Raw genomic sequence first — 23,356 nt, forward strand, 5'->3', positions numbered from 1 at the left:
GAGGCCCTACCCCCATGCGCCGACCGGCCGACGATCACCCGAACGAGACTCCCGTTCGATCGACACGTCCCACCATCGGTACGACAACGGCTTCTGAGGATCCAGGTCCCGTCGGGGCGTTCGCCGGTGATCGGCCTCGGGCAGCGTCGGCGTTGCAGGGTCTGGGCGACGCACCTGATGGTGTGGATGGGGCCGGGGGCGAGGTAGTAGGTCTGCAGGCCTTGTCCTCCTTTCGCGGCCAGGCACTGGGCCGGAACGTCGGGTCGTCGTCGGCGGGGCGGGCGGGACGCTGACGAGTGCCTACGGGCGGCCCGGGGTCGATGTAGGCCAGATCGGCCGGCGCCGGGACGCCGAGCCCGGTAGAGCCAGCAACCGGTGCAGGGGCTGCGCCGCGGTTACTGAGCCGTGGTCCGCGTCGTCAGGCTGAGCTGGGCGGGTGATGGTGCGGCGCCGCTCCGAAGACGTGGCGTCGCGGCAACCCGTCGGCGCCTAGCTTCGTGTCCAAGCCGTTCGCTCGACTACCGGAAGGACCTGGCTGCGATGGTGGACTTCCACGAGCGCCGACGTGCGACCGCCTGGATGCGGCCGGCCCCCGAGCCCGCGCGGGCAACAGCCGGCGCTGCGGTGGAACGGGTCGAGGCGGAGCCCGACGACGGCTGCGGTCCCGGCACCGCGAAGCTGACAGCCGGGCAGCTGTACCGCCGGGTCAGCGGGATCGACCGGCAGGCACGCCCGATGACGGCAGACGAGCTCGCCGCACTCGGTGATCCCATGGCGATGGTGTTCTTCCGCAGGGATGTATTCCCCATGACCGTCCAGGACCTCCTGCACGGCCTGCCGCAGGCCCCTGCGGGTCCGGCGCAGGCGGTGTACCTGATCGGCGAGGCGGGGCAGATCCCGCCGAAGGCCTCGCCCGGCCTGTTCCGTGACTTCCGGTACGCCATCGTCCGCGCGGTTCAGGGCCGGGAGGTGGACCTGCTGGTCAGCACCGGAGCCGGTACGGACCCGCAGACCGCCTTCCTGCAGGTCGCCGCCTGGGACCCGGTGGCGACGCTCTTCAATTACTACACCCGGATCGGCCCGAGCTGGGTCTGGGCCGGGAACTCGTGGTCGGCGCTGGCGCCCGGCTCGCGTGGGAAGGGATGCTTCGACAGCCACATCAACGGCAGTGTCGTCATGAAGGAACTGAGGCTCCCGTGGAGCAACTGGCAGTCCCAGTCGGCGACGATCCGGCTCGCCGACGACGACCCGCTGCGCGCGGACCCGCTGTTCCAGGCGACGGTCGGCGCGGAGGGTCTGGAACTGACGATCCGCTCGCTGGTCAGCCGCTGGACGGAGGCGCGCCTGGCCGAAGTCACCAAGACAGGTGTCGTGACTCATCCGGTCCACCTCATGCGCCAGTTGTTCACCACCACCTCGGTCAACTTGGCCAGCAGCGCCGTCCAGAGTTCGACCATCACCGCGACGAGCGATGACCTCGCGCTGCCACCGGGCTTCTGGCTGAACGGCGACGCGCTGCTCGACACTCTTGAGCTGCCGGTGACCGCGTTCCTGCCATGGGTGCCCGCGGCCTCGTACGTCGCCAGCCTGGTCGACTTCGACTTCCGTCTGGAGGAGAAGGCCAGCGGGTTCTCCCAGGCCGGTGACACCTTCTTCGCGTTCGTGGTTCCGGAGGCCGCGCACGAGGACAACGACGTGGTCCGCCAGATGGTGCAGTCCGGGGTCATCCCGGCGAAGTTCGCCGCCTGTGCGCTGATGGTCGACTTCACCAACCCGGTGTTCAGTGCGGACCGCGCGCGGCTGATGGACTACGTGCCCACCGCCGCGACCGCCGTCGAGGACCTTGCCGCGACAACCGCCCAGGCGATCGTCGCGGCGGCTGGCGCAGGCCTGCCCGCGACCAGCCCGGAGGCCCGCTTCGCCGCCGACTGGGCCCTGCCCGAGAGCGACTGGCGACAGGTCTTCGCCCGGCGCATCGACGCCTACCTCGGCGCGGCGGCCGCCCGCATCGCCACCCGGGCGGGATTCGACGACTACGTGCGGCTGGCCGAATCACGTCGGCGGGAGTTCAAGGCCATGAGGCTCAACGAGTTCGAGCTCACGCTTCCGGTCACCAACATTCCGGCCGGCGCGCCCCGTATGGCGATGCGCGAGGACGCCACCGTTGCTCCCCGCCCCTAATCCCGTCCTGAGACCCGCCACTGAAGACCGGTCCACCACCCGGCGACGCGCCGCTCCCGGGGGCCGGGTCACCCCAGACCGGATCACCGAAAGGGAACCAGACATGAGCAACCTCCCCTCGTACGCGCCTCCCGGAAACCTTCAGGACCTCGACGCCACCGGGCTGAAGGCCTGGGACGCCTTCATCAGTGACAGCGTCGACCAGGCCGCCGAAGGCCCCGATCCCCGCCAGGTGCTCAACGACAGCCCTCGCAGCCAGTTCTACAACCTCACCAAGACCGACACCGCCACCGACGCCGCCGAGGCCACCGTCACCTGGACCGCATTCCCCCGCATCATCAAGATCAACTCGATCGGCGACACCCAGCGCTGGCAGCGCGCCGACGCCAGCCGCGACGTCCAGGACGAGTACTGCGAGTGGAGCGTCACCCGCAACCCCGAAGGGAAGATCACCCAGGTCACCTTCACCTGCGAGGGCCCCGAATACTGGTCTCTGCTCGCACAGACCGACCCTGACACCGTGCTCCGCCTCTACCACCAGTACATCAGCCCTCAGGTCCAGCCCGGCGACCTGTTCGGGCTCGACGGCGTGTACCAGCCCCGCAACCGGTGGAACGACTCCACCTCCCATGGCGCCATGCACCTCATCCAGCGCAACAACACCCTCGGGGCCGAGATCGAACTCGCCGCCGCGGCCACCATCGTGCGGAAGATCAACGGCCACGAACTCGAAACCCAGCGGGAACTCATCCTCTGCAGCAAGTACGGCGCACCGGAACGCAACAGCGACCCGAACATCGGCGGCGCCGTGAACGCGCTCGCGCGTCAGAAGGCCGACATCTCGCTCGCCAACCCCGTCGGCCTGTACTTCAACGACCTCGCCACCGACGGCTGGGCCACCCCCGACGGCTCCGACCCCAAGGCCTACTGGAAGTACCTGCGCGGCGACGACGCCCACCCCGTGCGCGCCGTCTACGAGGTCCCCGCCGACCGGGGGTTCACCGTCGGCGACATCACCATCGGCGGTAAGCCCATCCAGTTCGGCGCGCAGATCTCCGACTTCATCACCATCAAACTCACGGCCGTCGCCTGCCGCTTCGGCCAGAGCACCACCCCGCCCAAGACCGCCTGCGTCGACTTCCCTAGGGCCGGAGGCGGGGCCGTTCCCTCAACTTCGGCCCCGGTCCCGCCTGCCATCACAACCAACGCACGGGGGCAGGCCGGGTACCTAGCCGCCCCGGTCACTACCCGCTCCCGCCGGTGACCCCTTACTTACCTCGTGGCCAATGGTGTTGTCTTTCTGGACGCGACCGGCGGGTTTCCGCTGGAAGCTGTCAGGCATGAAATCTGTGGCATCGAGGAACGATCGGGCAATCGCGTTCGTCCGGAAATGACAGGCCCTGAGGAAGCATCGGAGGCCGCCCGTCCCTCGCATGGGATGGGCGGCCTCCAGCCATTCGCTGTTCGGCCGGTGACTGGGGTGCCCGGGTACGCGGGCGAGTCTACGAGGGCTGGCTCCGGCCCAGCGGCTCGGCCGCCTCGGGGGCTGAGCCGGCCTTCTCGTCGAGTTCCAGCGGTGAGCCCGCTTCCCGCCGATGGAGCCCCGGCAGGTCCAGCACGGGCGCAGCGCGGCGTTGGTCTCCCGGGCCTTCTCCAGGCGCTTGAGGGTCGCGGGCCTGCTGGCGCTGGTCGTAGGCGGCGCGGCTGTTCGGGTTGTCCAGCGCCTCGGTCAGGGAGTACCGACCGGGGCGGCCGAAGCGCCACCACACCGGGCCGAGCGGGGGCCGATGTGGATCTAGCTGGAGGGGAGTCTCCACAGCTGGCAGCCGATGGTTGCGGGGGACGCGGATGGGCCTTCCTCGACCCGGATCCCCGGTTCCGATTGCGAGGATCGTGCCGTTCGGGTTGAACGCGATGGTGTCGGTGCGGCTGCCGGTGCGGGTGGCGATGTCGCGGCCGGTGGCCGCATCCCATACCCGTGCGCCGGTCTGGCCTCCGCCAGCGGCTTTTGTTCCGTCGGGACTAAACGCCACCTCGTAGGTGGGATCGCCGGTGAAGGTTTCGGTGATGCGACCGGTGGTGGAGTCCGACAACCTGGCGCCGCCGGAACCTGTGGGGCTCGGAAAGTCATCGCTGCACGTCAGGCCGCGTATCGGTACTCGTTGATGACACCGCCGAGGACGCAGGTGCGCAGGAGCCCGCGGCCCTCGATGTCGTGCACGATAGTGGCTGCTGGTCCTCGCCGGGTGGTAGCTGGCCCCGAGCCCGGTGAGGGCGGTGCTCGTTGTAGTGCCGCTGGTAGTCGGCAAGCACCTGCCGGGCGTGGGCCTCCCCCGTGATCAGGACGTGGTCCAGGGCCTCGCGCCGGATACTGCCGATGATCCGCTCGCAATGGGCGTTCATCCGCGGCGCCCGTGGCGCGCTCTTGAGGATCTCCATATCATCGGCCTGGAAGACGGCGTCGAAGGCCTCACCGTACTTGTCGTCGCGATCACGCAGCAGGAACCGCGGGGCCTCCACGCGTACCCCCAGATCGGCGGCGAAGTCCCGCGCCTGCTGAACGGCCCAGTCCCGGGTGGGGTGCGCAGTGACTCCGGTGATGTGCAGGCGCCTGTCGAGGTGGAAGAAATCCACCGCGATAATGCCCTCGGCCTGGTTGGTGAGGAACTCGCGCCAGGTCGGGCCGGTGCGGCGCGGGGCCGGATCGATGCCGGCGGCGTTCAGGATCTCCCAGACCGTGGAGGCGGCGATCGGGTGGCCGAGCCTGGCCAGCTCGCCCTGGATCCTGCGGTGGCCCCACCTCGGATTCCCCCCGGCCAGGCGCAGGACGAGCTTCTTGAGCGCGGCCGCCGTGGGCGGACGGCCGGTGCGGCCGCGCCGCGCGCGGTAGTCCCATTTCACCGCGATCAGCCGGCGGTGCCAGGCCAGCAGCGTGCCAGGAGTGACCGGGAAGATCCCGGACCAGCGGTGGCGCGGTAGCAGCGAGGACAGAGCCGCCAGCCAGAACCGGTCCGCCGGCTCGTAGCGGACCGGGCCGGCAAGCTGGCGGCGCAGCACCGCGTTCTCATGCCGCAGCACCAGCAACTCGGCGTCCTTCGCCGTCCCCGCGGCGCAGCAGCGCCCCGGGGACGGACAGTAGCTTCCGGACCACCTTGTACAGCAACGAAACGATCACGCGGACATGCTGCCAGCCGATACCACATTGCCACTCCCACCTGCGGCGATGACTTACCGAGCCCCACACGGTGAGCGTGCGCTCACCAGCCATCCGCGCCGTATGCGTCAGCTCCGGTGCTCCATCAACCACAGCACCCCGCTGACAGCCGCTGCACCGGGTCCCGACGCTGCCCCTCGCAGCGCGCTAAGCCCGAGAACGCGGGCGTAGCTGCGCCGCGCCCACCGCGGCCGCCGTGCCGTCGGCGCACCGGGTGCCGTCCGCGACCGGCCCGAACATGGCGTGGGCCATCGACTTCCAGTTCGACTCGACCACCGACGGTCGGCCGGTCAAGATCCTGTCGGTGGTTGACGAGCACACTCGTGAATGCCTCGGCGGGCTGGTCGAGCGCTCCATCACCGGCGAAGTGCTCGCCACCGAACTGAACCGGATCACGGCCACTCGTGGTGGTGGCCCGGCGGTGCTGCGGTTGGACAACGGGCCGGAGATGATCGCGGCTGCGCTGGCCGAGTGGGCTGGCACGAGGACGGGGGTGCTGTTCATCCCACCCGGGGAGCCGTGGCGCAACCCTTTCATCGAGTCCTTCAACGGTCGCCTGCGCGACGAATGCCTCAACATCCACCTGTTCTGGTCCCTGACCCACGCCAGGGTCACCATCGGCGACTGGAAGGAGGAGTACGACCACGACCGGCCGCACTCATCGCTGGGCTACCGAACCCCACGTGCCTGCGCTGCGATCTGTACCCACTAATCGGCTCTCACGCGTCTGGTGTCGTGTGCCCACATCGCGATCTCGACGCGGTTGCGTGCGCCGAGCTTGGTCATCAACGATGCGACGTGGGTCTTGACCGTGCTCAGGCTGACGAAGAGCTCGGTGGCGATCTCGGCGTTGGTCCGGCCCCGTGCCACCAGCGCGAGCACCTCCTCCTCGCGCTCGGTGAGCGGGTCGCTCGGCTGGACCGGTACCACCGGCGCCTGGTCGGCGAAGGTCGCCAGCAGCCGGCGGGTGACGTTGGGGGCGATCAGCGCGTCCCCGTTGGCCGCCGCGTGGATGGCCTGCACGAGGAGCTCCGGCCCGGCGTCTTTGAGCAGGAAGCCGCGGGCGCCGGCGCGTAGGGCGCCGAGGACGTACTCATCGAGGTCGAAGGTGGTGATCACGACGACCGCCATCGGGTCCGTCACGTCTGGCCCGGCCAGGCGCCGCGTCACCTCGACGCCGTCGAGCCCGGGCATCCGGATGTCGACGAGGAGGACATCGGGACGCAGCCGGGTCGCCAGGTCGAGCGCTGCGAGCCCGTCTGCCGCCTCCCCCACGACCTCGAGGTCGGGTTGCGCGCCGAGGATCATCACCAGCCCGGTCCGGACCAGGTCCTGGTCGTCGGCTACGACAACACGGATGCTCATGCCAACGCCTCCACCGGCAGCACGGCCTCGACCACCCAGCCACCCTCGGGCCCCGGCCCCGCGGAGAGCGATCCGCCGAGGAGCTGGGCGCGTTCGGCCATGCCCAGCAGGCCGAACCCAGGCTCCGGGGCTGGCCCCGGCTCGGTCTGTCCATCGTCGCTGACACGCAGCCTGACGGCGTCGCCCTCCCGGCGTACGTCGATCGCGACGCGGGTCGCGCTCCGGGCGTGCCGTGCGGCGTTGGTCAGCGACTCCTGCGCGAGCCGGTAGAGCGCGGCGTCCACGGGTCGTGCCAGCCGGGTTAACGAACCGTCCAGCGAGACCTCGACGGTGGGCGTCGCGTCGGCGCGCGCCAGAGCAGGCAGGTCCGCGACACCCAGCTGCGGTGAGTAGGCGACGGCTTCCTCCTCACGCAGCACCCGCACCATGGATCTCATCTCCGCCAGGGTTCGCGACGCTTCAGACTCGATCGCGGCCAGGACCTCGGCAGCCTTCTCAGGCTGGATGCCGGCGACCACGCCACCGGCCTGCGCCTGCACCGCGATGGCCGAGACGTGGTGGGCCACGGTGTCGTGCAGCTCTCGCGCCAGCGCCACCCGCTCCTGATTGCGGATCTCGCGCTGTTGGCGATGCCAGAGGTCCGCGCGGTAGCGGAACACCGCCGCGAGGGCGACGAACAACAGCAAGAGGACGCTCCCGCCGAAAACGTCGGCCCAGCCCGCGGAGGAGGCGTACATCCCCAGCGCGACGACGACTGTCACGAACGCCGTCCCCAAGACGATCTCCCGGCCCGAGCCCCACCGCACCAGGGAGTAGAGCAGGATCAGGACGGCCATCATGGAGTAGAGGTCGAGGTCCCCGGCGTGCGCAGTCAGCTGCAGGACCGAGAGCAGCCCGGCGACGCCCCACCCGACCAGGGCGGCCATCAGGGGGCGACCCCGCCGCCAGAGCAGGGCAGGCATCAGCGCCAGGGCGAGCACCGTCACAAGGGGTCGCCAGGCCAAGCCCGGCCGAGCGATGCCCTCGACCAAGGCGGCGGCCGCGAGCACGCCCACCAGCAGCCAGTCGAGCCGACCGATGGGTGGGGCGTCAGCAGGCCGCGGCTCATGCCAGATGGAGCGCCGGAAAGTGAACACGGCTACAGCCTAGGGATCGGCGCGCCTCGGCGTACCCGCCGAAAGAATGAGAGACAGACCATTCCATCGGCCAGGCGAACCCCAGCCTCCGGGCCGAGGCGCCCGCCGCCGGGCTCAGCGATCGTGGACCTACCGATCCTCACCACAACAACGGAGCCCATGATGAGAACACGTCAACCCACCACCGCCACCCTGGAAGACCAGCGGATGCCGGTGAGAGCCAAGCTCGCCGCAACGTGGACAAGCTTCATGTTCCTATACGCCTACGTGGACATTCTCAACTTCTTCACGCCCGGCGTCGTCGAAGACATCCTCGACGGAAGGGTCTTCAAGTTCGACCTCTCCCAGACCTTTTCGACCACGGCGCTGACACTCGTGGCCGTCCCGATCCTCATGGTGGTGCTGTCGATGACGCTGCCCGCCAGGGTGAACCGCATCGCGAACCTCATCGTGGCTTCGCTCTACGTCCCCGTCACGGCATTCAACGTGGTGGGCGCGTCCTGGCTGTATTTCTACGGCCTTGGCGTCGTACTGGAATTGATCATTCTCGCCCTCATCGTGCGGTTCGCGTGGACCTGGCCCCGCACCGCACCGTCGGCGACCATGGCGACCAGCCCGGACCATGAAGCCGTTCGCGCCCAGCCACAAGCGTGAGCCCAACAACAGTCCCCGTCCTGTTCCGAGCCACCTGCCTCGGTGCCGCGGTGTGGGCCTCCTGGAGGTGGGACACCAACTACCACTGGGACGTCGCGTAGGGGCCTTCCAAGGCCCCTACCGGCAGGTCAGGTCATCGGATGCGCGCACAGGCCCACCGCATCGTCGACACCGACCCCAAGCGCGGCAACGCCGTCGTCCACGTCACTGGAACCCGCCACAACGAGCCGATCGATCAGGTCCGACAGTCCCTACCGAACACCCAGGTCCCCGGTCATGATCACCACACCAACCATGTCCGGGAAACCGGGTCAGGCTCCCATGGGCCTATCCTGCGATCTGTACCCACTAATCGGCTCTCACACCTGGACCGATCCTCGGGGTCCCGTCATGGCCATCCTGTTACCCCGCACGCTAGCACCGGTGTGCACTGCCTAGAGCGGCGATCGGGGCTGCGGCCACCCGGCCCGCGATTGTCAAACTGGCCTCGGGGTGGCCGTGGGCTGAGCCAGAATGCGAGGCGACGGCTCGGGGGCGGGCGGCGATCAGCAGCAGGGGGCGGAGCATGGGCACGGAGACGGACATGGGGCAGGACCTGACGGCCGCCTACGACAGGTGGCGTACGGCACCGCCGCCGGAGGCCGGCACCGACCGGGTCATGGCGCTGAACCGCCTGAGCAAGGTGGTCCGACCTCTCAGCGAGGTGTCGGACGAGGAGTGCAACATCGGCCGAGGGCCCCTCGGCGGGCCGCTGGCCGCGTTCGAGTACGAGGGACGCGACTACCTGCTGCTGGCGAGTGACGCTGGGCCGCAAGAAGTCGACGAGATGACCGCTGAGTTCGTCAAGCAGACCGATGCATACCCCGGGGTTCGACACGTGTTGCTGTGCGCCGGCCCGGGGTCAGCACGCCAAGCCGGGCGGGCGGCGCAGTTGCTGGGTGACCTCGCGGGGCGGGTCGTCGTCCTGGACCGCAGTCATCTGGACGCGGCCGTGTGCGGGGTTGCGACGCTGGCCTACCTCGTGAGGGCCGCGTTCCGCCGCGGTGGTGCGCTCCACCCGTCGCTGGCCGATCTTGTCCTGCCCCGCGCCGTCCCGGCCGTCCCCGTATCGATGGACCCGGCCGGACGACGGCAGGAACTCCTCGCCGACTTCACGGCCGCCCCGCACATCGAGTCAGGGGCTGGGGGTGTGGAGGTGCGGCCACTGCTCGTCGGCGGCCTCGAGGGCCACATCCCGACTGGCCTGGCCGTGGCACCGGACGGGAAGGTGCTGGTCACCGTGGACGGCGGGATCGTCGACCTCGACCCGCGTACCGGAGCCACCGGCTGGCACCTGGCCCTGCCCGACTGCGAGGGCCCCGTCCCTCCCCGGGACGACGGTTCCTTCCTGGTGGTGTGCGGCGGCGCCGTGCTGCGCTGGCACGAGGGCATGTTGAGCGGCGTGGCGGGCGGGTTCCCGTCGGGGGCGCGCCTGGTCGCCGGGGACCTCGGTGAGGTGTGGGTGCTGTCCGGCTCGGGGGTCACCTTCGGGTCCGGCGAGGGCACGCTCGCCCTGACCTGGATCGGACTCGAGGCCGGCCGGCAGGTCCGCCTACCCGATCGCGTTCGACGCCGCGGTGCGCTCCACGGTGTGCCTGGGGCGGCGCCGCTTCCTTCTCGCGGCAGGTGGCCATCACGCGGTGGTCGACCTCGCGCTCAGCACCGACGCCGGCCCCCGCTCCGCCTGGATCCCCTCCCACGTGCCCTACCCCGGCCACACGCTGGCCGTCGGCAGGAACGGTGCCCTCACTCTGACCATGCCGGTGATGCCTCGCCCAACGGCCGGCCACTGGTGCAGCGCGGCGAGTGACCGGCGAAGCGTCCTCGCATCACCTCGAATAGGTCGGTAAGCCGGTCTCCGTGCCCGCACCCGGGCCTGCCCACTCCCGTGACCGGTCGCGCAGCGCCCCAGACCACGGACACTTCCCCTTGACCGCGCCTTGTCCAGCGCACCTCGGCCTCCCCATCCTCAACGAGCACCGCATCGTGGGCGAACGTTCGGTCCTTGATCGTGCATCATTCGATGAATTGTCAGCCCCGGGGTCGCCCGGCTCCCGTCGGGATCCATACACCGGGCTACCGTCCCGCCGCACTCGGCCCGGCCGCCTCCAGGCGGAACCGTCATGAGTTCGGCCAGCCGTAGTCGCCGGGTGCAATTGCCGGCAGTGGGTTTGTCACGGTCGCGCGACCGGTGACGAAGGTCGGTCATCCTCGCGCCAGTTCCGGAAATTCACAAGTTCCCGGTGTCCGCTTCGACTTTCGCTCGTTCTCATTGGCGCGATCCTGACACCCGCTGGTCTGCGGCTGTCGGCACGCGGCACGGGCTGTGCCGGACGGACCGGCGAGAGCGAGGAGCTGACGGTGACGACAGGCGAGATCGAGATGGCCGGCACGGGCACGGACCCCGGGTTTGAGCCGACGGCGGGACTCGCAGCAGCCCGGGAGCGGGTGCGTGCGAGCCTGACCTCGGCCGTCGGCCCGGACGGCGCCGTGCGCAGGCCGTGCACCAGCCGGACACTGGAGTCGGCGCTGCTGCTCGTACTGCTGCGCCGGCGCGGCGGCCACCCGCGCCAGGAACGGGAACTCGCGGACTACCTGGCCACCCCGCAGGCACAGACCGGTGGCTTCGACGCGGCCCTGGCCCAGGCGGTCCTGCACGGCCGGGCGGCTGGCAGTGATGTGGTCGGCGGTGAGCTGCCGGCCGGGTTCGACCACTTCTCGGTGGCGCGCAAGCGGCTGCTGTTCGACCTCTACCTGGCTGTGGCGGGTGCGGTGCCGTTCAACGCGTCGATGCTGCGCCCGCCCCGCGCGGCGCAGGGGGCCGGCGAAGGCGGGGACAACACGGTCACCTGGGTTGAGATGATCATGCTGAGTGTGCGGGTCCTGGTCGCGCACGGCCTCGGCGCGGGCGACCAGGTCACCGACGGGGAGCGTGAGCGGCTGCTGGAGCTGCTGGGCTCCAGCCGCGCGCCGGTGTGGGAGAACTACCCCGCGGCGCACCTGCTGGCGCTGCTGGCCGTGCACGAGTTCGCCCCCGGCCACCGGCTGGTCGAAACGGGCACGGCTGCGGTGCTGGCGTGCCGCAATCCGGACGGCGGGGTGCCGAGCATGTCGGACCTGGACGTGTTCAGCACCGCGCCCGCCGGGATCGCCCTGGCCCGGGCGGGCGCGGACCGCGCGCTGCTGCACCGCATGTGCGACTACCTGATCGGCCAGCAGCTGCCGGACGGCGGCTGGGGGTTCGGCGAGAACACGCGGCACAGCGACGTGGACGACACCTCCTACGTCGCAGCCTGCCTGGCCGCCGTCGACCCGGTGCGCCACCGCGAGGCCCTGCTGCGCGCCGGCGGGTACCTGCGGGGCATCGTCGGACGGGACGGCGGCTTCCCGACCTACGTGAAGGGCGATCCGTCGGAGGCCGGTATGACCGGCGGCGCGGTCAGCGCGCTGGCGTGGAACGGCACCGACCACGGCGACCTGCTGGACGGCGCCGCGCGCTGGCTGCTGGACGCCCAGCACCAGGACGGAACGTTCGAGCGCAGCTGGAGCCTGAGCGAGGCGAACACGATCTGGCGGGCGATGTGGGCGCTGCACTCAGTGCCCGAGACGACCCGCACCACCCTCCGGGAACGCATCGCCGCCGCGGACGCCGCCGCCCACCGGTTCCTCGCCCGGGCGCAGAACCAGGACGGCGGCTGGGGCTACCGCCCCGGCGATGCCAGCGACACCGCCAGCACCTGCTACTCGCTTCTCGCCCTCGCCGCCATGGGCCGGCGCCCGCAGCAGGACCCTGTCGTGCGGGCAGGCGTGGCCCATCTGCTGTCCCGGCAGGAACCGGACGGCACCTTCACCGCGCTGCCCGACCAGGTCGCACCCCGCCCCCTGCTGTTCGACGCGCCCATCTTCACCGACACCTGGGTCCTGCTCGCCCTGACCGGCTTCGACAACGACGAGACGCCGTGAGCGGCCACCAGACTGAGGAGAGCACCACTCGCGGACCGCAGCCCTCCGGCGCCGAACGCGCACCGCGGCCCCAGTCCCTGCCTGTCGAGCGGCCCGGCCCGGTGGACCTGCCCGAAGAGTTCCGGCGCCTGCGCACCGAGCTGCCCGTCGCGCCGCTGGCCTTCCCCGACGGGCCGCCGGGCTGGCTGGTCACCCGCTACGACGACGTCCGCGCCGCCCTCGCCGACCCCCGGCTCAGCTCCCGGCGCCCGCACCTCAACTCCCACGTCCGCGCCAGCCTCATCACCCCCGACGAGATGGCCACGCTGCGCCCCTCCGACCTGCTCACCAGCGACCCGCCCGAACACACCCGGCTGCGCCGCCTGGTGAGTGGCCAGTTCACCGCCCGCCGCATCAACCAGCTGGCCCCGCGGATCCAGGACATCGTCGACCGGCACCTCGACGTCCTGGCCGTCGGCCCCCGCCCGGCGGACCTGATGACCGCCGTCTCCCTGCCCGTCCCGTCCCTGGTGATCAGCGAACTCCTCGGCGTCCCCTTCACCGACCGCGACCGGTACCAGCGTCTCACCGCCGAACTGCTCTCCCTCGACCGCACCCGGGACCAGCTCCTGGCCAGCAAGGCCGAGATGAAGGCCTACCTGCTGCACCTGATCCACGCCAAACGCGCCGAGCCGGCCGACGATCTGCTCTCCGGCCTCCTCCAGGCCCAGGCCACCGGCACGGCGCCGACCGACGACGAGATCGCCGCCCTCGCCCAGCTCATCCTCATCGCCGGACACGAGACCACCGCCAACGTCATCGGCCTCGCCACCCTCCTCCTGCTGCGCCCGCCCCGCCTGTGGGACACCGTGCGCCGCCGGCCCGAACTCGTCGACGGCGTCATCGAGGAAACCCTGCGCTACGCCACCGTGCTGCAGTTCGGCCTGCTGCGCGTCGCCCGCGAACCCCTCACCCTCGCCGGCCAGCCCATCGCGGCGGGCGAGCGGGTCGTCCTCCACCTGCCCTCAGCCAACCGCGACCCCGTCCGCTTCACCGACCCCGACCACTTCGCCCCCCAGCGCCCCGACGCCGCCAAACACCTCAGCTTCGGCCACGGCCCCCACCACTGCATCGGCGACCAACTCGCCCGCATCGAACTGCACACCCTGCTCACCACCATGCTGCACCGCTTCCCCGACCTGAAACTGGCCACCGACCCGGACCGGGTCCCCACCCACACACACCGGGTCATCCACGGCCCGGCCCGCCTCCCGGTGGACTTCACCCCATGACCCGCCACCCGCACAGCCCACCCGCCACGCGCGCACAGCCGACCCCGCCAGGAAGGGACCACACCAACGGTGGCGACGACCACACCCGCGGACCACACCGCGTACGCCGCCTACGCCTTCGACTTCGACGGCACCCTCGCCGACACCGCCGACATCAACCACGGCGCCGTACAGGCCTCACTCGCCGCCCACGGCATCACCGTCACCCTCCCCTGGCTGACCGCCCAACCCGCCTTCACCGCCGCCCAACTGCGCCGACGCCTCGCCATCCCACCCACCGCCCTGCCCGAGGACACCTTCGTCCAGGCCGCCCGCACCTACTGGTTCGCGAACACCGACCGGATCAAACCGATCTCCGCGGCCGCCACCGCCGCGCGCACCGCCGCCGAACACGCAGCCATCGCCGTCGTCTCCGCCAACTACAGCGACATCGTCCGACACGGCCTGGAAGCCGTCGGGCTCAACGACCTCCCCTGGACCATCGTCGGCCGCGACAACGTCGCCCGACCCAAACCCGCCCCCGACGCCTACCTGCGCGCCGCCCACCTCCTGCGCACCGAACCCGCCCGATGCCTCGCCCACGAGGACACCGACGACGGCATCACCGCCGCCACGGCCGCCGGCATGCACGTCATCGAATCAGACACCGACCCTGGCGATGACTCCCGAACAGTCCACTGGTCGGCAGGAGCGGACGGGGACGCCCCGCCACCCGTGTACCACTCAGGAGTGATGCCGCCGGGGACGCCACCGTCCAGCCGTGGGCGGCGGGGCCACGCCCCGCTCGAACATCTCGCCGGCCCTCCAACCGCACCCGCTCACGCTGAGTACGCTCCCGCGCGGTCAGGCCACCCCCATCGGGATACCTCACCTCCCACACATAGAGCCGAACTGACTACCTGTCACCCCCACCTGCAAGCCTCAGCTCAGAAGCAGGGCCTGATTACACATTGTTTACACGCGACTTCCGTGGGTAGTGGCGTGAGCGAGTTGGCCGCGATCATTCGCGGTCGGCCGAGACAACTGGTTGGAGAACTCACCGGGTTGAGGCCGACCTCGGGGCAGGCCTGGGCGGCGTGAGGATGAAGGTAGACCGAGCAGTGGTAGCGCCCGGTATCCAGCTCGCGGGCCCAGATCTGCGCGGGCGGCAGCTCGGCGTACTCGGGACTGTTCATCAACTCCAGTACCGCATCACGCCTTTCGGCCTTCAGGGCCGACGGCTGGACCTGCTGGGACCTGGGCCCGCGCACGGCGGAGGCTTCAGCCTGTGGTAGTGGGTGGCCCGGGAGCGGCCGGTCAGCCGGCACGCGGCCGTGGTGCCCAGCTCGTGTTCGACGCCGGTGAACGCCTCGTCCACGACGGGGTCGGCGGCGCGCCTCAGTGCGCGCTCTCGGAGATCATTTCCAAGAGCGCCGACGCTTTTCCCAGGACCTCCAGCGCGGCCTTGTTCCGGGCGAGCTCCCTCTCCAGCCGTTCCACCTGCCGGCGCAGCCTCTCGTTCTCGACCTCGGCGGCGGACTTCTTCGGGCGGGCCGGGCTCGTGCGCCGGTCGACCAGGTTCTCCAGCGCCCCGGCGTCGCGGGCGGCCCGCCACTCGGTGACGTGGGAGTGGTACAGGCGTTCGCGGCGCAGGACCGCGCCCTTCTCGTTCTTGGGCGCGGCGTCGTACTCGGCGACGATCCGCAGCTTGTACTCGGGGCTGAACGTGCGGCGCTTCGGCCTGGGGGCCGGGTCGGCTGCGGAGGGATTGGTGCTGGTCATCGGGGGTGGAACTCCTACTCGGGCCCTCTCAGGCTAACCCGACAAAGCGGGATGTCTCAGCCAAGGCTGACAGAGAGGCGTGCCTACACGCGCCAGGCATCCTCCCCCGGTGACCCGGCCGGCCGCACAAGCTGACCGACTACGCGCCGGGCCGCGACGCTCCCCTCATTGGTGCGGGACCGGCATGCCTGCGAAGCGGAGACCTTCGCCGATATCTCAGCTGCCACCCCAGGGCTTCGGCGCAGTCGCGTGACGCCCGTCACACCGAAGCTCTGGCCCTGCGCCATCGAAGCTTGATTGTTGTCACCGACACTTGATGGCCCGTAAGTTGGTTTCACCAAGTTTGCGAGTCGAGGGATGCGGGGGGGCGATGGAGGAGCTCAGGGATGCGCGCACGGTGGCTGGCTTCGTCTTCGTCACGGATCGATCTCCCGACTATCTGAAGGCGGCAGCGGCAGGTATGCGAGTGACGGTGCCGTTGTCCGAACCGTCGCGGATCGTGGTCGATCACGCGCCGGAGAGAGTGGTGGTCGCCCGATGGCCGGGGCGGCTCTTCCGGGCGCAGGTGGCGACTCCGGCGACGGATGAAGAGCACGCCGCGATGGCCAGCGACAACCCGCGGCCTGACATCGGCTACACCCGTGCCGTCGCTGTCGACCTGCAGGAGGAGATCTCCCCGTCGGCTCTCTTCGGCCCCCACGGGGATGCGGTAGTCCGCGTGATCGAGGCCGCCGTCGCACTGGACGAGAGAGGCGCGCGGAATCTCGCGTCCGCGACTCATCCCGCAGCGGGTCGGGAGTACAGCAATGCATGGCACCAGTGGCTCTCCGAGCCGGGCCACCTGGCCCGGGATCACGCGTCGACCTTGATGGCCCCCCGGCGTGGGCGCCCGGGATCACCGATCGGATACGGTTTCGCCGTGGCCTGGGACATGGTCAGGAAGAGTGCCGAGCTCCGCGGCGGCGAGGAGGCGTTCGCCGTCGACAAAAACAACGACGAGATTCTTTCGGATCCCTGGCGGACGGCCGGCGGCGCGCTGCTTCATGCAGCAATGGCGTTCGGGGCGCCGCACCTGGCAGACAGCCACGCCATCGCAATGCTGACCACGGCCTGGAACACAGTGTTCGAGCCTGCGGCATCAGGACCCAGCGGGGACACCGGACCCCAGAACTGCCCTTGACCAACCTCGCCATCTCCACGGCACAGGGGCAACACCTTCGGCGTCACAGGACAGTGGGTGCACCGGCGGGGCGCGCGCGACGGCCGCGCCCGGCGGACCGCGTTCACGAGCACCGGTCCCCGCACCACGCAAAGACCTATGTCGAACGGAGCAGCCCGGCCCGTTATGAGGCTCTTGTGCTGGACCTGTGGGTCGGGTTATGCGGGTTGGCCTCGGGGCAGGGTGGGGCGGTTGCCGACGAGGCAGAGCATGACCGGGGTGATGACGGCCTCAGCGGTGCGGAAGGCGAAGCCTCTGCGGATGATCAGGCGGGTCTTGGTGTTGGTGGACTCGATCAGGCCATTGGACAGCTTCTCGACGATCGCGTGGAGGATGGCCTGGTGGTGACGCTTGATCTTGCGCGCCAGCTCGGTGAAGGCGGGGAGGCGGCACCGGACGGCCCAGGACAGCCATCGATCCAGGGCCTTCACCGCTGCCTCGACGCCCTCGTCGGCGGCGATCCGGTAGATCGTGCGCAGGCCCTCCTTCAGCAGGTAGGCGCGGTGCGGGCGAGGGTCGTTGGCCGCGATCCAGGCCAGTTTGACCTGCTGGCGGGGCGTGAGGTCCTCGGGGTTCTTCCACAACGCGTGGCGTGAGTGCTCAAGACGGCGGGCGAGTTCAGGATCGGCCGCCTCGCACCGGGCCCGGTTCCAGGCGGAGCGGCGTTCCTCGTCCAGGGCCTCGGTAGCCCACTGGACGACGTGGAAGGAGTCCATCGCGCGGACCGCGTTGGGGGGCCCGCTCGGCGACCACGTCGGCGATCCACACCGCGCCGTCTGCGCTGATGTGGGTCAGTCGGTGCGCGCGGTCGGCGCCGAGGGCGTCGTAGAAGGAACGGAGCACGTCCTTGCCGTGGCCGTCGGCCATCCACACCACCCGTCGGGACTCGTGGTCGACCACGACGGTCATGTACTTCTGCCCGCGCCGGTAGGAGATCTCGTCGATGCCGACACGTCGCAGGCCGGCGAGCCGGTCGATTCCGGCGTCGGCCGCGGCCTGGTGGCGGGTGATGATCGCGCCGACCGTGCGCCAGGCGGTCCGCATCAGCTGGGCGGTGGCCGCCTTGGAGCACTCGGTGGCCATCCAGGCGACCTGCTGGTCGAAGTCGCGGGTGTGCCCGGCGTCGTGTCGGGCCCAGGGAACAGCGGCGACCACCAACCCGTGCCGCTCGCACCTCACCCGGGGCGCGTCGGCCTCCAGGTAGAGCTTGAGGCCGGCGGCGTCCAGGTGTCGCCAGCGCCGCCGCCCCGCACCGGCATCGAACCCCGGGCAGCGGCTCCCACAGACCCCGCAACGGCGACGCGCCCGGGACCTTGGCCGGACCGCGACCACGACGACCTGGGACTTCTCCTCAAACCGCACGCTCTCCGGCACCGCCTGCTCGCATCCGACCAACGCGTTCAATACCGTGATGAACCGCACGCCGTTCTCCCTGCGCAACCGATCTCGGGCCTCAACACCTCAATATCTGCACAGGGGACGGCGTGTACTGCGTCAGGCACTCCTCACCGACCCGCAGATGGAGCAGAAGAGCCCGTTATGACCGGCCCCTGGCCTTCGCGAATGCTCGTTTCTCACCAGCCCCCGGGCGGCCACGAGCGCGGAAGCCAACCCGGCTGCCCGGGGGTTCCTCACCAACCGGTCCGGATCCGGCGGTGGAACCAACCCAACCAGAACGCTCACCAACTGACCAGGCGGCCGCCTCGGGTGTGTCAGAGGGCATTTGATGTGAACGGATTGCCCTTTATACCCTAGTAAGTCCCTCGCTAGGTTGGTGTGGTCTCGTCCGTCATGCGCTTGGTGAGGCTGTCTATCGAGGCGATGTGGATCATGGCTTCCGGAGCTGGCTGGCAGGGTCTCGTAGTCGCGAGCGAGGCGGCGGCGCAACATGAGCCACCCCGTTGGGTCGGCCGCGCAGCGAGGTGCCTGCCCGTAGCAGGTCCTACTCCGAGCGGCCTCCCGCCGAACCGGACATGACAGTTTCCTGGTCATCCGGCTCTCCAGTGATCACGGCGTGAGTGATCCGGCCGTTCGTGCCTCGTGGATGCAGTCATGGCAGGCAGCGCAGGCCACAAGGGTCTTGCGCCGCCGGTCGAGCATGACGCGCGCCCAGTCGGACGGCGGTTACCCGGCACGAGCGAGATCGGCAAGAGCCCGGACGTGATGCACCTGGACATCACCGGTGGCCCCGCAGACCTCGCATGTGTCCGCCAGGAGCCGGTGACCAGCTCCTTCTGCGGGTAGTCCACCCAGACAGGCCGACGGTCGGTGATCTTCGCCGACCGCTGCTGCTGGAGAGGGATTCCACCGAACCGAGCCACCAGCGGCTTCCTGTTCTTCCGCTCGATACGGGCCTCGAATCAGACTCGGAGCCCACCTGGCGTGTCGATCCTGGCCTTGTGCTTGGCGGCCATCTTCGACACGGTCGAACGGTGCTTGCCCGCAAGGGTCTTGAGCATGGAGGTCTCCATGACCCATTGCAGGCGGTGCAGCCGGGAGACGTCTCCGGCGAGCAGGTAGTACTGGGCGATGCCCCTATAGACGGCTCCGAACGTGGCGACGATCGCGTGATCGCTGCCGTTGGTCAGTTCCGTTCGCTTCGCGAGCTTGCCGCGAGCCAGGTAGGGCTCGCACTTGGCCTTGATCATGTCCCTTGGGACACGAAGGGCGATCTGGCCGTTGACCCTGCGGTAGCGGCCCGTCTTCTTCGTGTCGTTGTGCTGGGTCGTGATCTCGTAGCCCAGGAACCGTGCCGCCCGGGTACGGGCGTGGGTCAGGGCGGCGTCGTTCAGAGGGTCTGTCCGGTTTGATCACGTGATGCCGTCCCCATGCCGACAGGGGGCTACCCGCCCAAATCGGCCACCGGCATGCGCTCTACCTGCATAAACGCACTAACTCACCGGCATTGCAGCTCGGAAGGCATTCGCCTTTCCGATCATGATCCGGACGCGACCCCGGATGAAACGCGCAGGCTAGCTGAACCGCGCCGTACGCTCGCACCGTCGGCGAAGTCCGCCGGCCCGACCGACCCTCACCTTCCGCGGTCAGCCTCCACGGCGACATAGTCCGTCACCTTCCGCCAGGCGGCGTCGATGACAGCCAGGGCCGGGCCAACCGCCTCCACGCTGCGCCGTCCGCGCCAATGCTCGCGGGCACCTTCCCTCACCCTGTCCAGGGCTCCGCCCCGGTCGATCGGCGGCGGGGCGAAGCGGCCGCCCGAGGCGCGGACGTGCTCGTCCGAGCGGTCCTGCCAGAACTCGACCTCCCAACCGGGCCAGCGCGCGGCCATCTCGTAGGCCTCGGCATGGCGGCCGAGCAGCCACCACCCCACTCGGCGGCGCACCGGATCGACATGGATGCCGGACGAGACGGAGAGCCGACAGGTGCCGTGGTTGTGGGCACCGTCCAGGCGGTCGAGCAGGGCAGGTCCTTCGGCGACCGGGCTCCCTCCCATGTCGTCGACCAGATGGCAGCGGTTGAGCTGCTCCGGCTTTCGTGGAGTCCCTGATGTCTGGGTTTGTTACGATCCAGGCGTAAGGAGAACCACGAGCAATGCCCGCACCACGCAAGTACCCCGATGAACTCCGCGAGCGCGCCGTCCGCGAGGTCCGCTCGACCGGCCGCCCCGTCGCCCATGTGGCCCGCGACCTGGGCATTCACAAGGAAGCTCTGCGGTCCTGGGTCCGTCAGGCCGAGGCCGACGCCGGTGAGCGCGAGGACCGTCTCACCACCGTCGAGCGCGACGAGCTGAAGGAACTCCGCAGGGAAGTCGCCGAGTTGAGGCGGGCCAACGAGATTCTCAAGGCCGCCAGCGTGTTCTTTGCCCAGGAGATCGACCGTCCCCGGACGAGGCCGAGCAGGTGATCGACCACCTGCGAGACGGCTTCGGGGTCGATCCCGTATGCCGGGTACTGGAGCTGTCGCCCTCGACGTACTTCGCGTGCAAGACGCGCCCGAAGTCGGCCCGGCAACTCCGGGACGAGGAGCTGATTGCGCTGGTCACAGCGGTGTGGGAGGACTCCGGCCGCACCTACGGCGCCCGCCGCATCACCCGCGCCCTGGTCCGGGCCGGGCACGAGGTGGCGCGCTGCACGGTCGAGCGGCTGATGCGCGAGCTCGGGATCGAGGGCGTGATCCGTGGCCGGCGCCGCCGCACCACGATCCCGGAACCGGCCGCACCCCGCCCGCCGGACCTGGTCAACCGCCGCTTTGCCGCCGATCGCCCGAACCAGCTGTGGCTGGCGGATCTGACCTATGTGCGGACCTGGTCGGGCTGGGTCTACGTGCCTTCGTCCTGGACGCGCACTCGCGCCGGATTGTGGGCTGGCAGGTCGCCGACCACATGCGCACGGACCTGCCGCTGGACGCGCTGGAGATGGCGCTGTGGCGCCAGAAGATCAAGAAGGACGCCGAACTCATTCACCACAGCGACCGCGGGTCGCAATACGTGTCCATTCGCTACACGGAGCGATTGGCCGAGGTCGGCGCCTCGGCGTCGGTCGGATCCGTCGCGGACTCCTACGACAATGCGATGGCAGAGGCCCTGAACGGCACGTTCAAGGCCGAACTGATCCCCGGGTTCGACAGTCTGCGGGCACACGACCGGGTCTGATCGGTTGTCCCCGACCGGCCGGCTCTCCATCGACCGCGCCAAGGTCAAGACCGAGGCCAACCTCGACGGCAAGTACCTCCTGGCCACCTCCGACCCGGACCTGACCGCCGAGGACGTCGCCCTGGGCTACAAGAACCTCCTGGAAGCCGAACGAGCCTTCCGCACCATGAAGTCGACCTTGTATCTACGACCGGTCTACCACCGCCTGGACGACCGGATCCGCGCCCACGTACTGCTGTGCTGGCTGGCACTGCTGCTGATCCGCGTGGCCGAACGCCGCACCGACACCACCTGGCGGACCATCAGAACCGAACTCCAGCGACTCCACCAGGTCACCCTCGCCGGGCCCGCCGGACGCCTCCAGCAGACCACCGACACCACCGAAACCCAGGTCCGGATCTTCCGGGACTGCGGCGTCCCGATGCCACCAAAGATGAGCGGACTCACACCCGCCGAATAGCCCCTGAACTGGGCAAACATCCACCGGAGCCGTAGACACACGACCCCGGCGGGCCGTCACGCCCGAACCCGCAGGTCACCCCCGATATCCAGCCCAGTTATGTGCCCACACACTGTCGAACTCGGGTGATCGAACATCAGGGACCGTGGCGGGACTTCGACGAGGTCGAGCGGGCCCTCTTCCAGTGGGTCGCGTGGTACAACGGTGAACGACTCCACTCCCCCCCTGGGCTACATCCCGCCCGACGAGTACGAGCAGGCGTACTGGGCCGGCCGGGAGGCAGTCCCGCAGACCGCTTGATCACACGATCGCGGACTCCACGAAACTCGGGGCAGCTCACCCAGATCTGCGCGGGTGGCAGGTCGACGTACTCGGGCCGGTTCATCAGCGCCAGGACCTGGTCGCGCTCGGCCGGGTTCAGGGCCGAGGCCGGCGCCGGGCGCGGGGTTCGCGGTTTCGGTGGGGGTGGGTTCAGCCTGCGGTAGTGGGTGGCGCGGGAGCGGCCGGTCAGCCGGCACGCGGCCGTGGTGGTCAGCTCCCGCTCCAGCGCGGGGAAGAGGCCGTCGATGACCTGGTCGACGGCGGGCGTCAGTCCGCGCTCTCGGAGAGCAGTTCCAAGAGCGCGTTGGCATTTCCCATGAGCTCCAGCGCGGCGTCCTTGCGTGCCGCCTCCGCCTCCAGGCGGGCGACCTTCTTGCGCAGTCGTTCCAGCTCGGCCTGCTCGGCGGCCTTCTTCGGACGCGCCGGCGAGGTGCGCCTGTCGACCAGAGTGGCCATCGCCCCGGCGTCCCGGGCGGCCCGCCACTCGATGATGTGCGAGTGGTACAGCCGCTCGCGGCGCAGGATCGCGCCTTCTCTCCGTTCGGGGCCGCGTCGTACTCCGCGACGATCCGCAGCTTGTACTCCGCAGGGAACGTCCGCCGCTTTGGGCGCGGCGCCGGGTCCTGCTCGTGGTCGTTGGTGCTGGCCATGCCGGGGTCTACTCCTGTCTCGCCCATCCAGACTAACCAGACATACCGGGCGTCTCAGTCGAGACTGTCAGAGAGGGGGCCGGCTCTCCTACTGGCAGGCCCGCGCGCTGCTGGACGAGCACACCGCGGTCCACGGGCCCGGGACGGGCTGGGACCTGCACGAGTGGCGCCACTCCGGGCTGACGCACCTCGGCGAGGCCGGGGCGAGCGTGCTGATGCTGATGGCCAAGTCCCGACACGAGAAGACGGAGAACGTCCGCCGCTACTTCAAGCCCTCCCCGGAGGCGATCGCCGAACTCACCAGCCTGCTCGCATCTGGCACCAGCGTCCGCTGAGCGCAGGGGACGGCTTCGTGGGTCCGACGCCCAGCGTGTCCGGGGTGCCGCAGCCAGCCCGAGCAGTGATCTGCCCGGGTCGGCTGCGGCAAACCCCAATGTGTGAACAATTACCGGGCGCTAGCTGACATTAGGGTAATTACCCCCCCCGTACAGCACGGCGGGTCCCACGCCG

The 23,356-nt window shown here is 69.9% G+C and carries 20 protein-coding genes and 5 pseudogenes; 14 read left to right on the forward strand and 11 right to left on the reverse strand.

Annotated elements, in window-relative coordinates; translation table 11 throughout:
- The first annotated feature begins 540 nt into the window (after window positions 1–540).
- Complete coding sequence (locus ACIBH3_RS32700) at window positions 541–2,181, forward strand: hypothetical protein (RefSeq protein WP_396315741.1); 1,641 nt, start codon at window positions 541–543, stop codon at window positions 2,179–2,181.
- 103 nt (window positions 2,182–2,284) lie between these two features.
- Window positions 2,285–3,445 (forward strand): hypothetical protein, encoded by a 1,161-nt coding sequence (locus ACIBH3_RS32705; RefSeq protein ID WP_396315742.1) that lies wholly within the window; start codon window positions 2,285–2,287, stop codon window positions 3,443–3,445.
- Between the two features lie 238 nt (window positions 3,446–3,683).
- On the opposite strand, the gene ACIBH3_RS32710 is transcribed toward ACIBH3_RS32705, so the two are convergent.
- Window positions 3,684–4,274 carry a WD40 repeat domain-containing protein gene (locus ACIBH3_RS32710; RefSeq protein ID WP_396315743.1) on the reverse strand — a complete coding sequence of 197 codons (591 nt, stop codon included), beginning with the start codon at window positions 4,272–4,274 and terminating at the stop codon, window positions 3,684–3,686.
- A 34-nt stretch (window positions 4,275–4,308) separates the two neighbouring features.
- Window positions 4,309–5,259, reverse strand: coding sequence for an integrase core domain-containing protein (locus tag ACIBH3_RS32715; protein ID WP_396315744.1), 951 nt, complete (start codon window positions 5,257–5,259; stop codon window positions 4,309–4,311).
- 353 nt (window positions 5,260–5,612) lie between these two features.
- Between ACIBH3_RS32715 and ACIBH3_RS32720 the strand changes: the two are divergent.
- A pseudogene (locus ACIBH3_RS32720) lies at window positions 5,613–6,107 on the forward strand (integrase core domain-containing protein); the annotation flags it as partial.
- Here the strand turns inward: ACIBH3_RS32720 and ACIBH3_RS32725 are convergent.
- On the reverse strand, window positions 6,104–6,760 hold the full coding sequence (locus ACIBH3_RS32725; protein WP_396315745.1) for a response regulator: 657 nt from the start codon (window positions 6,758–6,760) through the stop codon (window positions 6,104–6,106). The pseudogene ACIBH3_RS32720 and the gene ACIBH3_RS32725 sit on opposite strands and share 4 nt — an antisense overlap.
- Window positions 6,757–7,896 (reverse strand): sensor histidine kinase, encoded by a 1,140-nt coding sequence (locus ACIBH3_RS32730; RefSeq protein ID WP_396315746.1) that lies wholly within the window; start codon window positions 7,894–7,896, stop codon window positions 6,757–6,759. The genes ACIBH3_RS32725 and ACIBH3_RS32730 overlap by 4 nt, the downstream gene beginning before the upstream one ends.
- A 162-nt stretch (window positions 7,897–8,058) precedes the next feature.
- Between ACIBH3_RS32730 and ACIBH3_RS32735 the strand changes: the two genes are divergently transcribed.
- From ACIBH3_RS32735 to ACIBH3_RS32755, 5 genes are all read left to right on the forward strand, one after another.
- Window positions 8,059–8,550 (forward strand): DUF6326 family protein, encoded by a 492-nt coding sequence (locus ACIBH3_RS32735; protein WP_396315747.1) that lies wholly within the window; start codon window positions 8,059–8,061, stop codon window positions 8,548–8,550.
- A 565-nt stretch (window positions 8,551–9,115) separates the two neighbouring features.
- Window positions 9,116–10,399 carry a hypothetical protein gene (locus ACIBH3_RS32740; protein WP_396315748.1) on the forward strand — a complete coding sequence of 428 codons (1,284 nt, stop codon included), beginning with the start codon at window positions 9,116–9,118 and terminating at the stop codon, window positions 10,397–10,399.
- A 551-nt stretch (window positions 10,400–10,950) separates the two neighbouring features.
- Window positions 10,951–12,552 (forward strand): prenyltransferase/squalene oxidase repeat-containing protein, encoded by a 1,602-nt coding sequence (locus ACIBH3_RS32745; protein ID WP_396315749.1) that lies wholly within the window; start codon window positions 10,951–10,953, stop codon window positions 12,550–12,552.
- Window positions 12,549–13,823 carry a cytochrome P450 gene (locus ACIBH3_RS32750; protein WP_396315750.1) on the forward strand — a complete coding sequence of 425 codons (1,275 nt, stop codon included), beginning with the start codon at window positions 12,549–12,551 and terminating at the stop codon, window positions 13,821–13,823. Before ACIBH3_RS32745 ends, ACIBH3_RS32750 begins: the two co-directional genes overlap by 4 nt.
- 69 nt (window positions 13,824–13,892) lie before the next feature.
- A complete protein-coding gene (locus tag ACIBH3_RS32755) occupies window positions 13,893–14,903 on the forward strand; it encodes an HAD-IA family hydrolase (protein ID WP_396315751.1) in 1,011 nt (336 codons plus the stop codon).
- Between the two features lie 297 nt (window positions 14,904–15,200).
- Here the strand turns inward: ACIBH3_RS32755 and ACIBH3_RS32760 are convergent, their stop codons facing one another.
- Window positions 15,201–15,584, reverse strand: a complete 384-nt coding sequence (locus ACIBH3_RS32760) for a transposase (RefSeq protein ID WP_396315752.1) — start codon at window positions 15,582–15,584, stop codon at window positions 15,201–15,203.
- 370 nt (window positions 15,585–15,954) lie between these two features.
- Between ACIBH3_RS32760 and ACIBH3_RS32765 the strand changes: the two genes are divergently transcribed.
- A complete protein-coding gene (locus ACIBH3_RS32765) occupies window positions 15,955–16,764 on the forward strand; it encodes a hypothetical protein (RefSeq protein ID WP_396315753.1) in 810 nt (269 codons plus the stop codon).
- A gap of 197 nt (window positions 16,765–16,961) precedes the next feature.
- Here the strand turns inward: ACIBH3_RS32765 and ACIBH3_RS32770 are convergent.
- The 5 genes and pseudogenes from ACIBH3_RS32770 to ACIBH3_RS32790 all read right to left on the reverse strand — a co-directional run bounded on the left by ACIBH3_RS32770 (window position 16,962) and on the right by ACIBH3_RS32790 (window position 20,257).
- A pseudogene (locus ACIBH3_RS32770) lies at window positions 16,962–18,225 on the reverse strand (ISL3 family transposase).
- 344 nt (window positions 18,226–18,569) lie between these two features.
- A pseudogene (locus ACIBH3_RS32775) lies at window positions 18,570–18,702 on the reverse strand (IS5/IS1182 family transposase); the annotation flags it as partial.
- 108 nt (window positions 18,703–18,810) lie between these two features.
- Window positions 18,811–18,903: a hypothetical protein gene (locus ACIBH3_RS32780; RefSeq protein ID WP_396315754.1), complete on the reverse strand. Its 93-nt coding sequence runs from the start codon at window positions 18,901–18,903 to the stop codon at window positions 18,811–18,813.
- 260 nt (window positions 18,904–19,163) lie between these two features.
- Complete coding sequence (locus ACIBH3_RS32785) at window positions 19,164–19,451, reverse strand: group II intron reverse transcriptase/maturase (RefSeq protein WP_396315755.1); 288 nt, start codon at window positions 19,449–19,451, stop codon at window positions 19,164–19,166.
- Window positions 19,452–19,834: 383 nt separating this feature from the next.
- The gene (locus ACIBH3_RS32790) at window positions 19,835–20,257 is read right to left on the reverse strand and encodes a hypothetical protein (RefSeq protein WP_396315756.1); all 423 of its coding nucleotides are present in this window, start codon (window positions 20,255–20,257) and stop codon (window positions 19,835–19,837) included.
- 98 nt (window positions 20,258–20,355) lie between these two features.
- Between ACIBH3_RS32790 and ACIBH3_RS32795 the strand changes: the two genes are divergently transcribed.
- The 4 genes and pseudogenes from ACIBH3_RS32795 (at window position 20,356) to ACIBH3_RS32810 (ending at window position 21,875) form a co-directional block, all read left to right on the forward strand.
- Window positions 20,356–20,667 carry a transposase gene (locus ACIBH3_RS32795; protein WP_396315757.1) on the forward strand — a complete coding sequence of 104 codons (312 nt, stop codon included), beginning with the start codon at window positions 20,356–20,358 and terminating at the stop codon, window positions 20,665–20,667.
- A pseudogene (locus ACIBH3_RS32800) lies at window positions 20,664–20,939 on the forward strand (IS3 family transposase); the annotation flags it as partial. The gene ACIBH3_RS32795 and the pseudogene ACIBH3_RS32800, both read left to right, overlap by 4 nt.
- Before the next feature lie 98 nt (window positions 20,940–21,037).
- Window positions 21,038–21,415: a DDE-type integrase/transposase/recombinase gene (locus ACIBH3_RS32805; RefSeq protein ID WP_396315758.1), complete on the forward strand. Its 378-nt coding sequence runs from the start codon at window positions 21,038–21,040 to the stop codon at window positions 21,413–21,415.
- A gap of 4 nt (window positions 21,416–21,419) precedes the next feature.
- Entirely contained in the window at window positions 21,420–21,875 is a 456-nt protein-coding gene (locus tag ACIBH3_RS32810; protein ID WP_396315759.1) for a hypothetical protein, read from the forward strand.
- A gap of 588 nt (window positions 21,876–22,463) precedes the next feature.
- Here ACIBH3_RS32810 and ACIBH3_RS32815 read toward each other — a convergent pair.
- Window positions 22,464–22,652 carry a hypothetical protein gene (locus ACIBH3_RS32815; protein WP_396315760.1) on the reverse strand — a complete coding sequence of 63 codons (189 nt, stop codon included), beginning with the start codon at window positions 22,650–22,652 and terminating at the stop codon, window positions 22,464–22,466.
- A 274-nt stretch (window positions 22,653–22,926) separates the two neighbouring features.
- Here ACIBH3_RS32815 and ACIBH3_RS32820 point away from each other — a divergent pair.
- Window positions 22,927–23,181: pseudogene (locus ACIBH3_RS32820) on the forward strand (site-specific integrase); the annotation flags it as partial.
- Window positions 23,182–23,356: the final 175 nt, after the last annotated feature.

Origin of the sequence: Kitasatospora sp. NPDC050543, assembly GCF_044457565.1 — a bacterium.
GTDB lineage: Bacteria > Actinomycetota > Actinomycetes > Streptomycetales > Streptomycetaceae > Kitasatospora.

Coding starts and splice junctions, on each gene's coding strand:
- ACIBH3_RS32700 (WP_396315741.1), top strand. CDS start 541: ATGGTGGACTTCCACGAGCGCCGACGTGCGACCGCCTGGATGCGGCCG.
- ACIBH3_RS32815 (WP_396315760.1), bottom strand. CDS start 22,652: ATGGCCACTCTGGTCGACAGGCGCACCTCGCCGGCGCGTCCGAAGAAG.
- ACIBH3_RS32725 (WP_396315745.1), bottom strand. CDS start 6,760: ATGAGCATCCGTGTTGTCGTAGCCGACGACCAGGACCTGGTCCGGACC.
- ACIBH3_RS32790 (WP_396315756.1), bottom strand. CDS start 20,257: ATGGGAGGGAGCCCGGTCGCCGAAGGACCTGCCCTGCTCGACCGCCTG.
- ACIBH3_RS32780 (WP_396315754.1), bottom strand. CDS start 18,903: ATGCTCGACCGGCGGCGCAAGACCCTTGTGGCCTGCGCTGCCTGCCAT.
- ACIBH3_RS32740 (WP_396315748.1), top strand. CDS start 9,116: ATGGGCACGGAGACGGACATGGGGCAGGACCTGACGGCCGCCTACGAC.
- ACIBH3_RS32795 (WP_396315757.1), top strand. CDS start 20,356: ATGCCCGCACCACGCAAGTACCCCGATGAACTCCGCGAGCGCGCCGTC.
- ACIBH3_RS32765 (WP_396315753.1), top strand. CDS start 15,955: ATGGAGGAGCTCAGGGATGCGCGCACGGTGGCTGGCTTCGTCTTCGTC.
- ACIBH3_RS32705 (WP_396315742.1), top strand. CDS start 2,285: ATGAGCAACCTCCCCTCGTACGCGCCTCCCGGAAACCTTCAGGACCTC.
- ACIBH3_RS32785 (WP_396315755.1), bottom strand. CDS start 19,451: ATGATCAAGGCCAAGTGCGAGCCCTACCTGGCTCGCGGCAAGCTCGCG.
- ACIBH3_RS32735 (WP_396315747.1), top strand. CDS start 8,059: ATGAGAACACGTCAACCCACCACCGCCACCCTGGAAGACCAGCGGATG.
- ACIBH3_RS32760 (WP_396315752.1), bottom strand. CDS start 15,584: ATGACCAGCACCAATCCCTCCGCAGCCGACCCGGCCCCCAGGCCGAAG.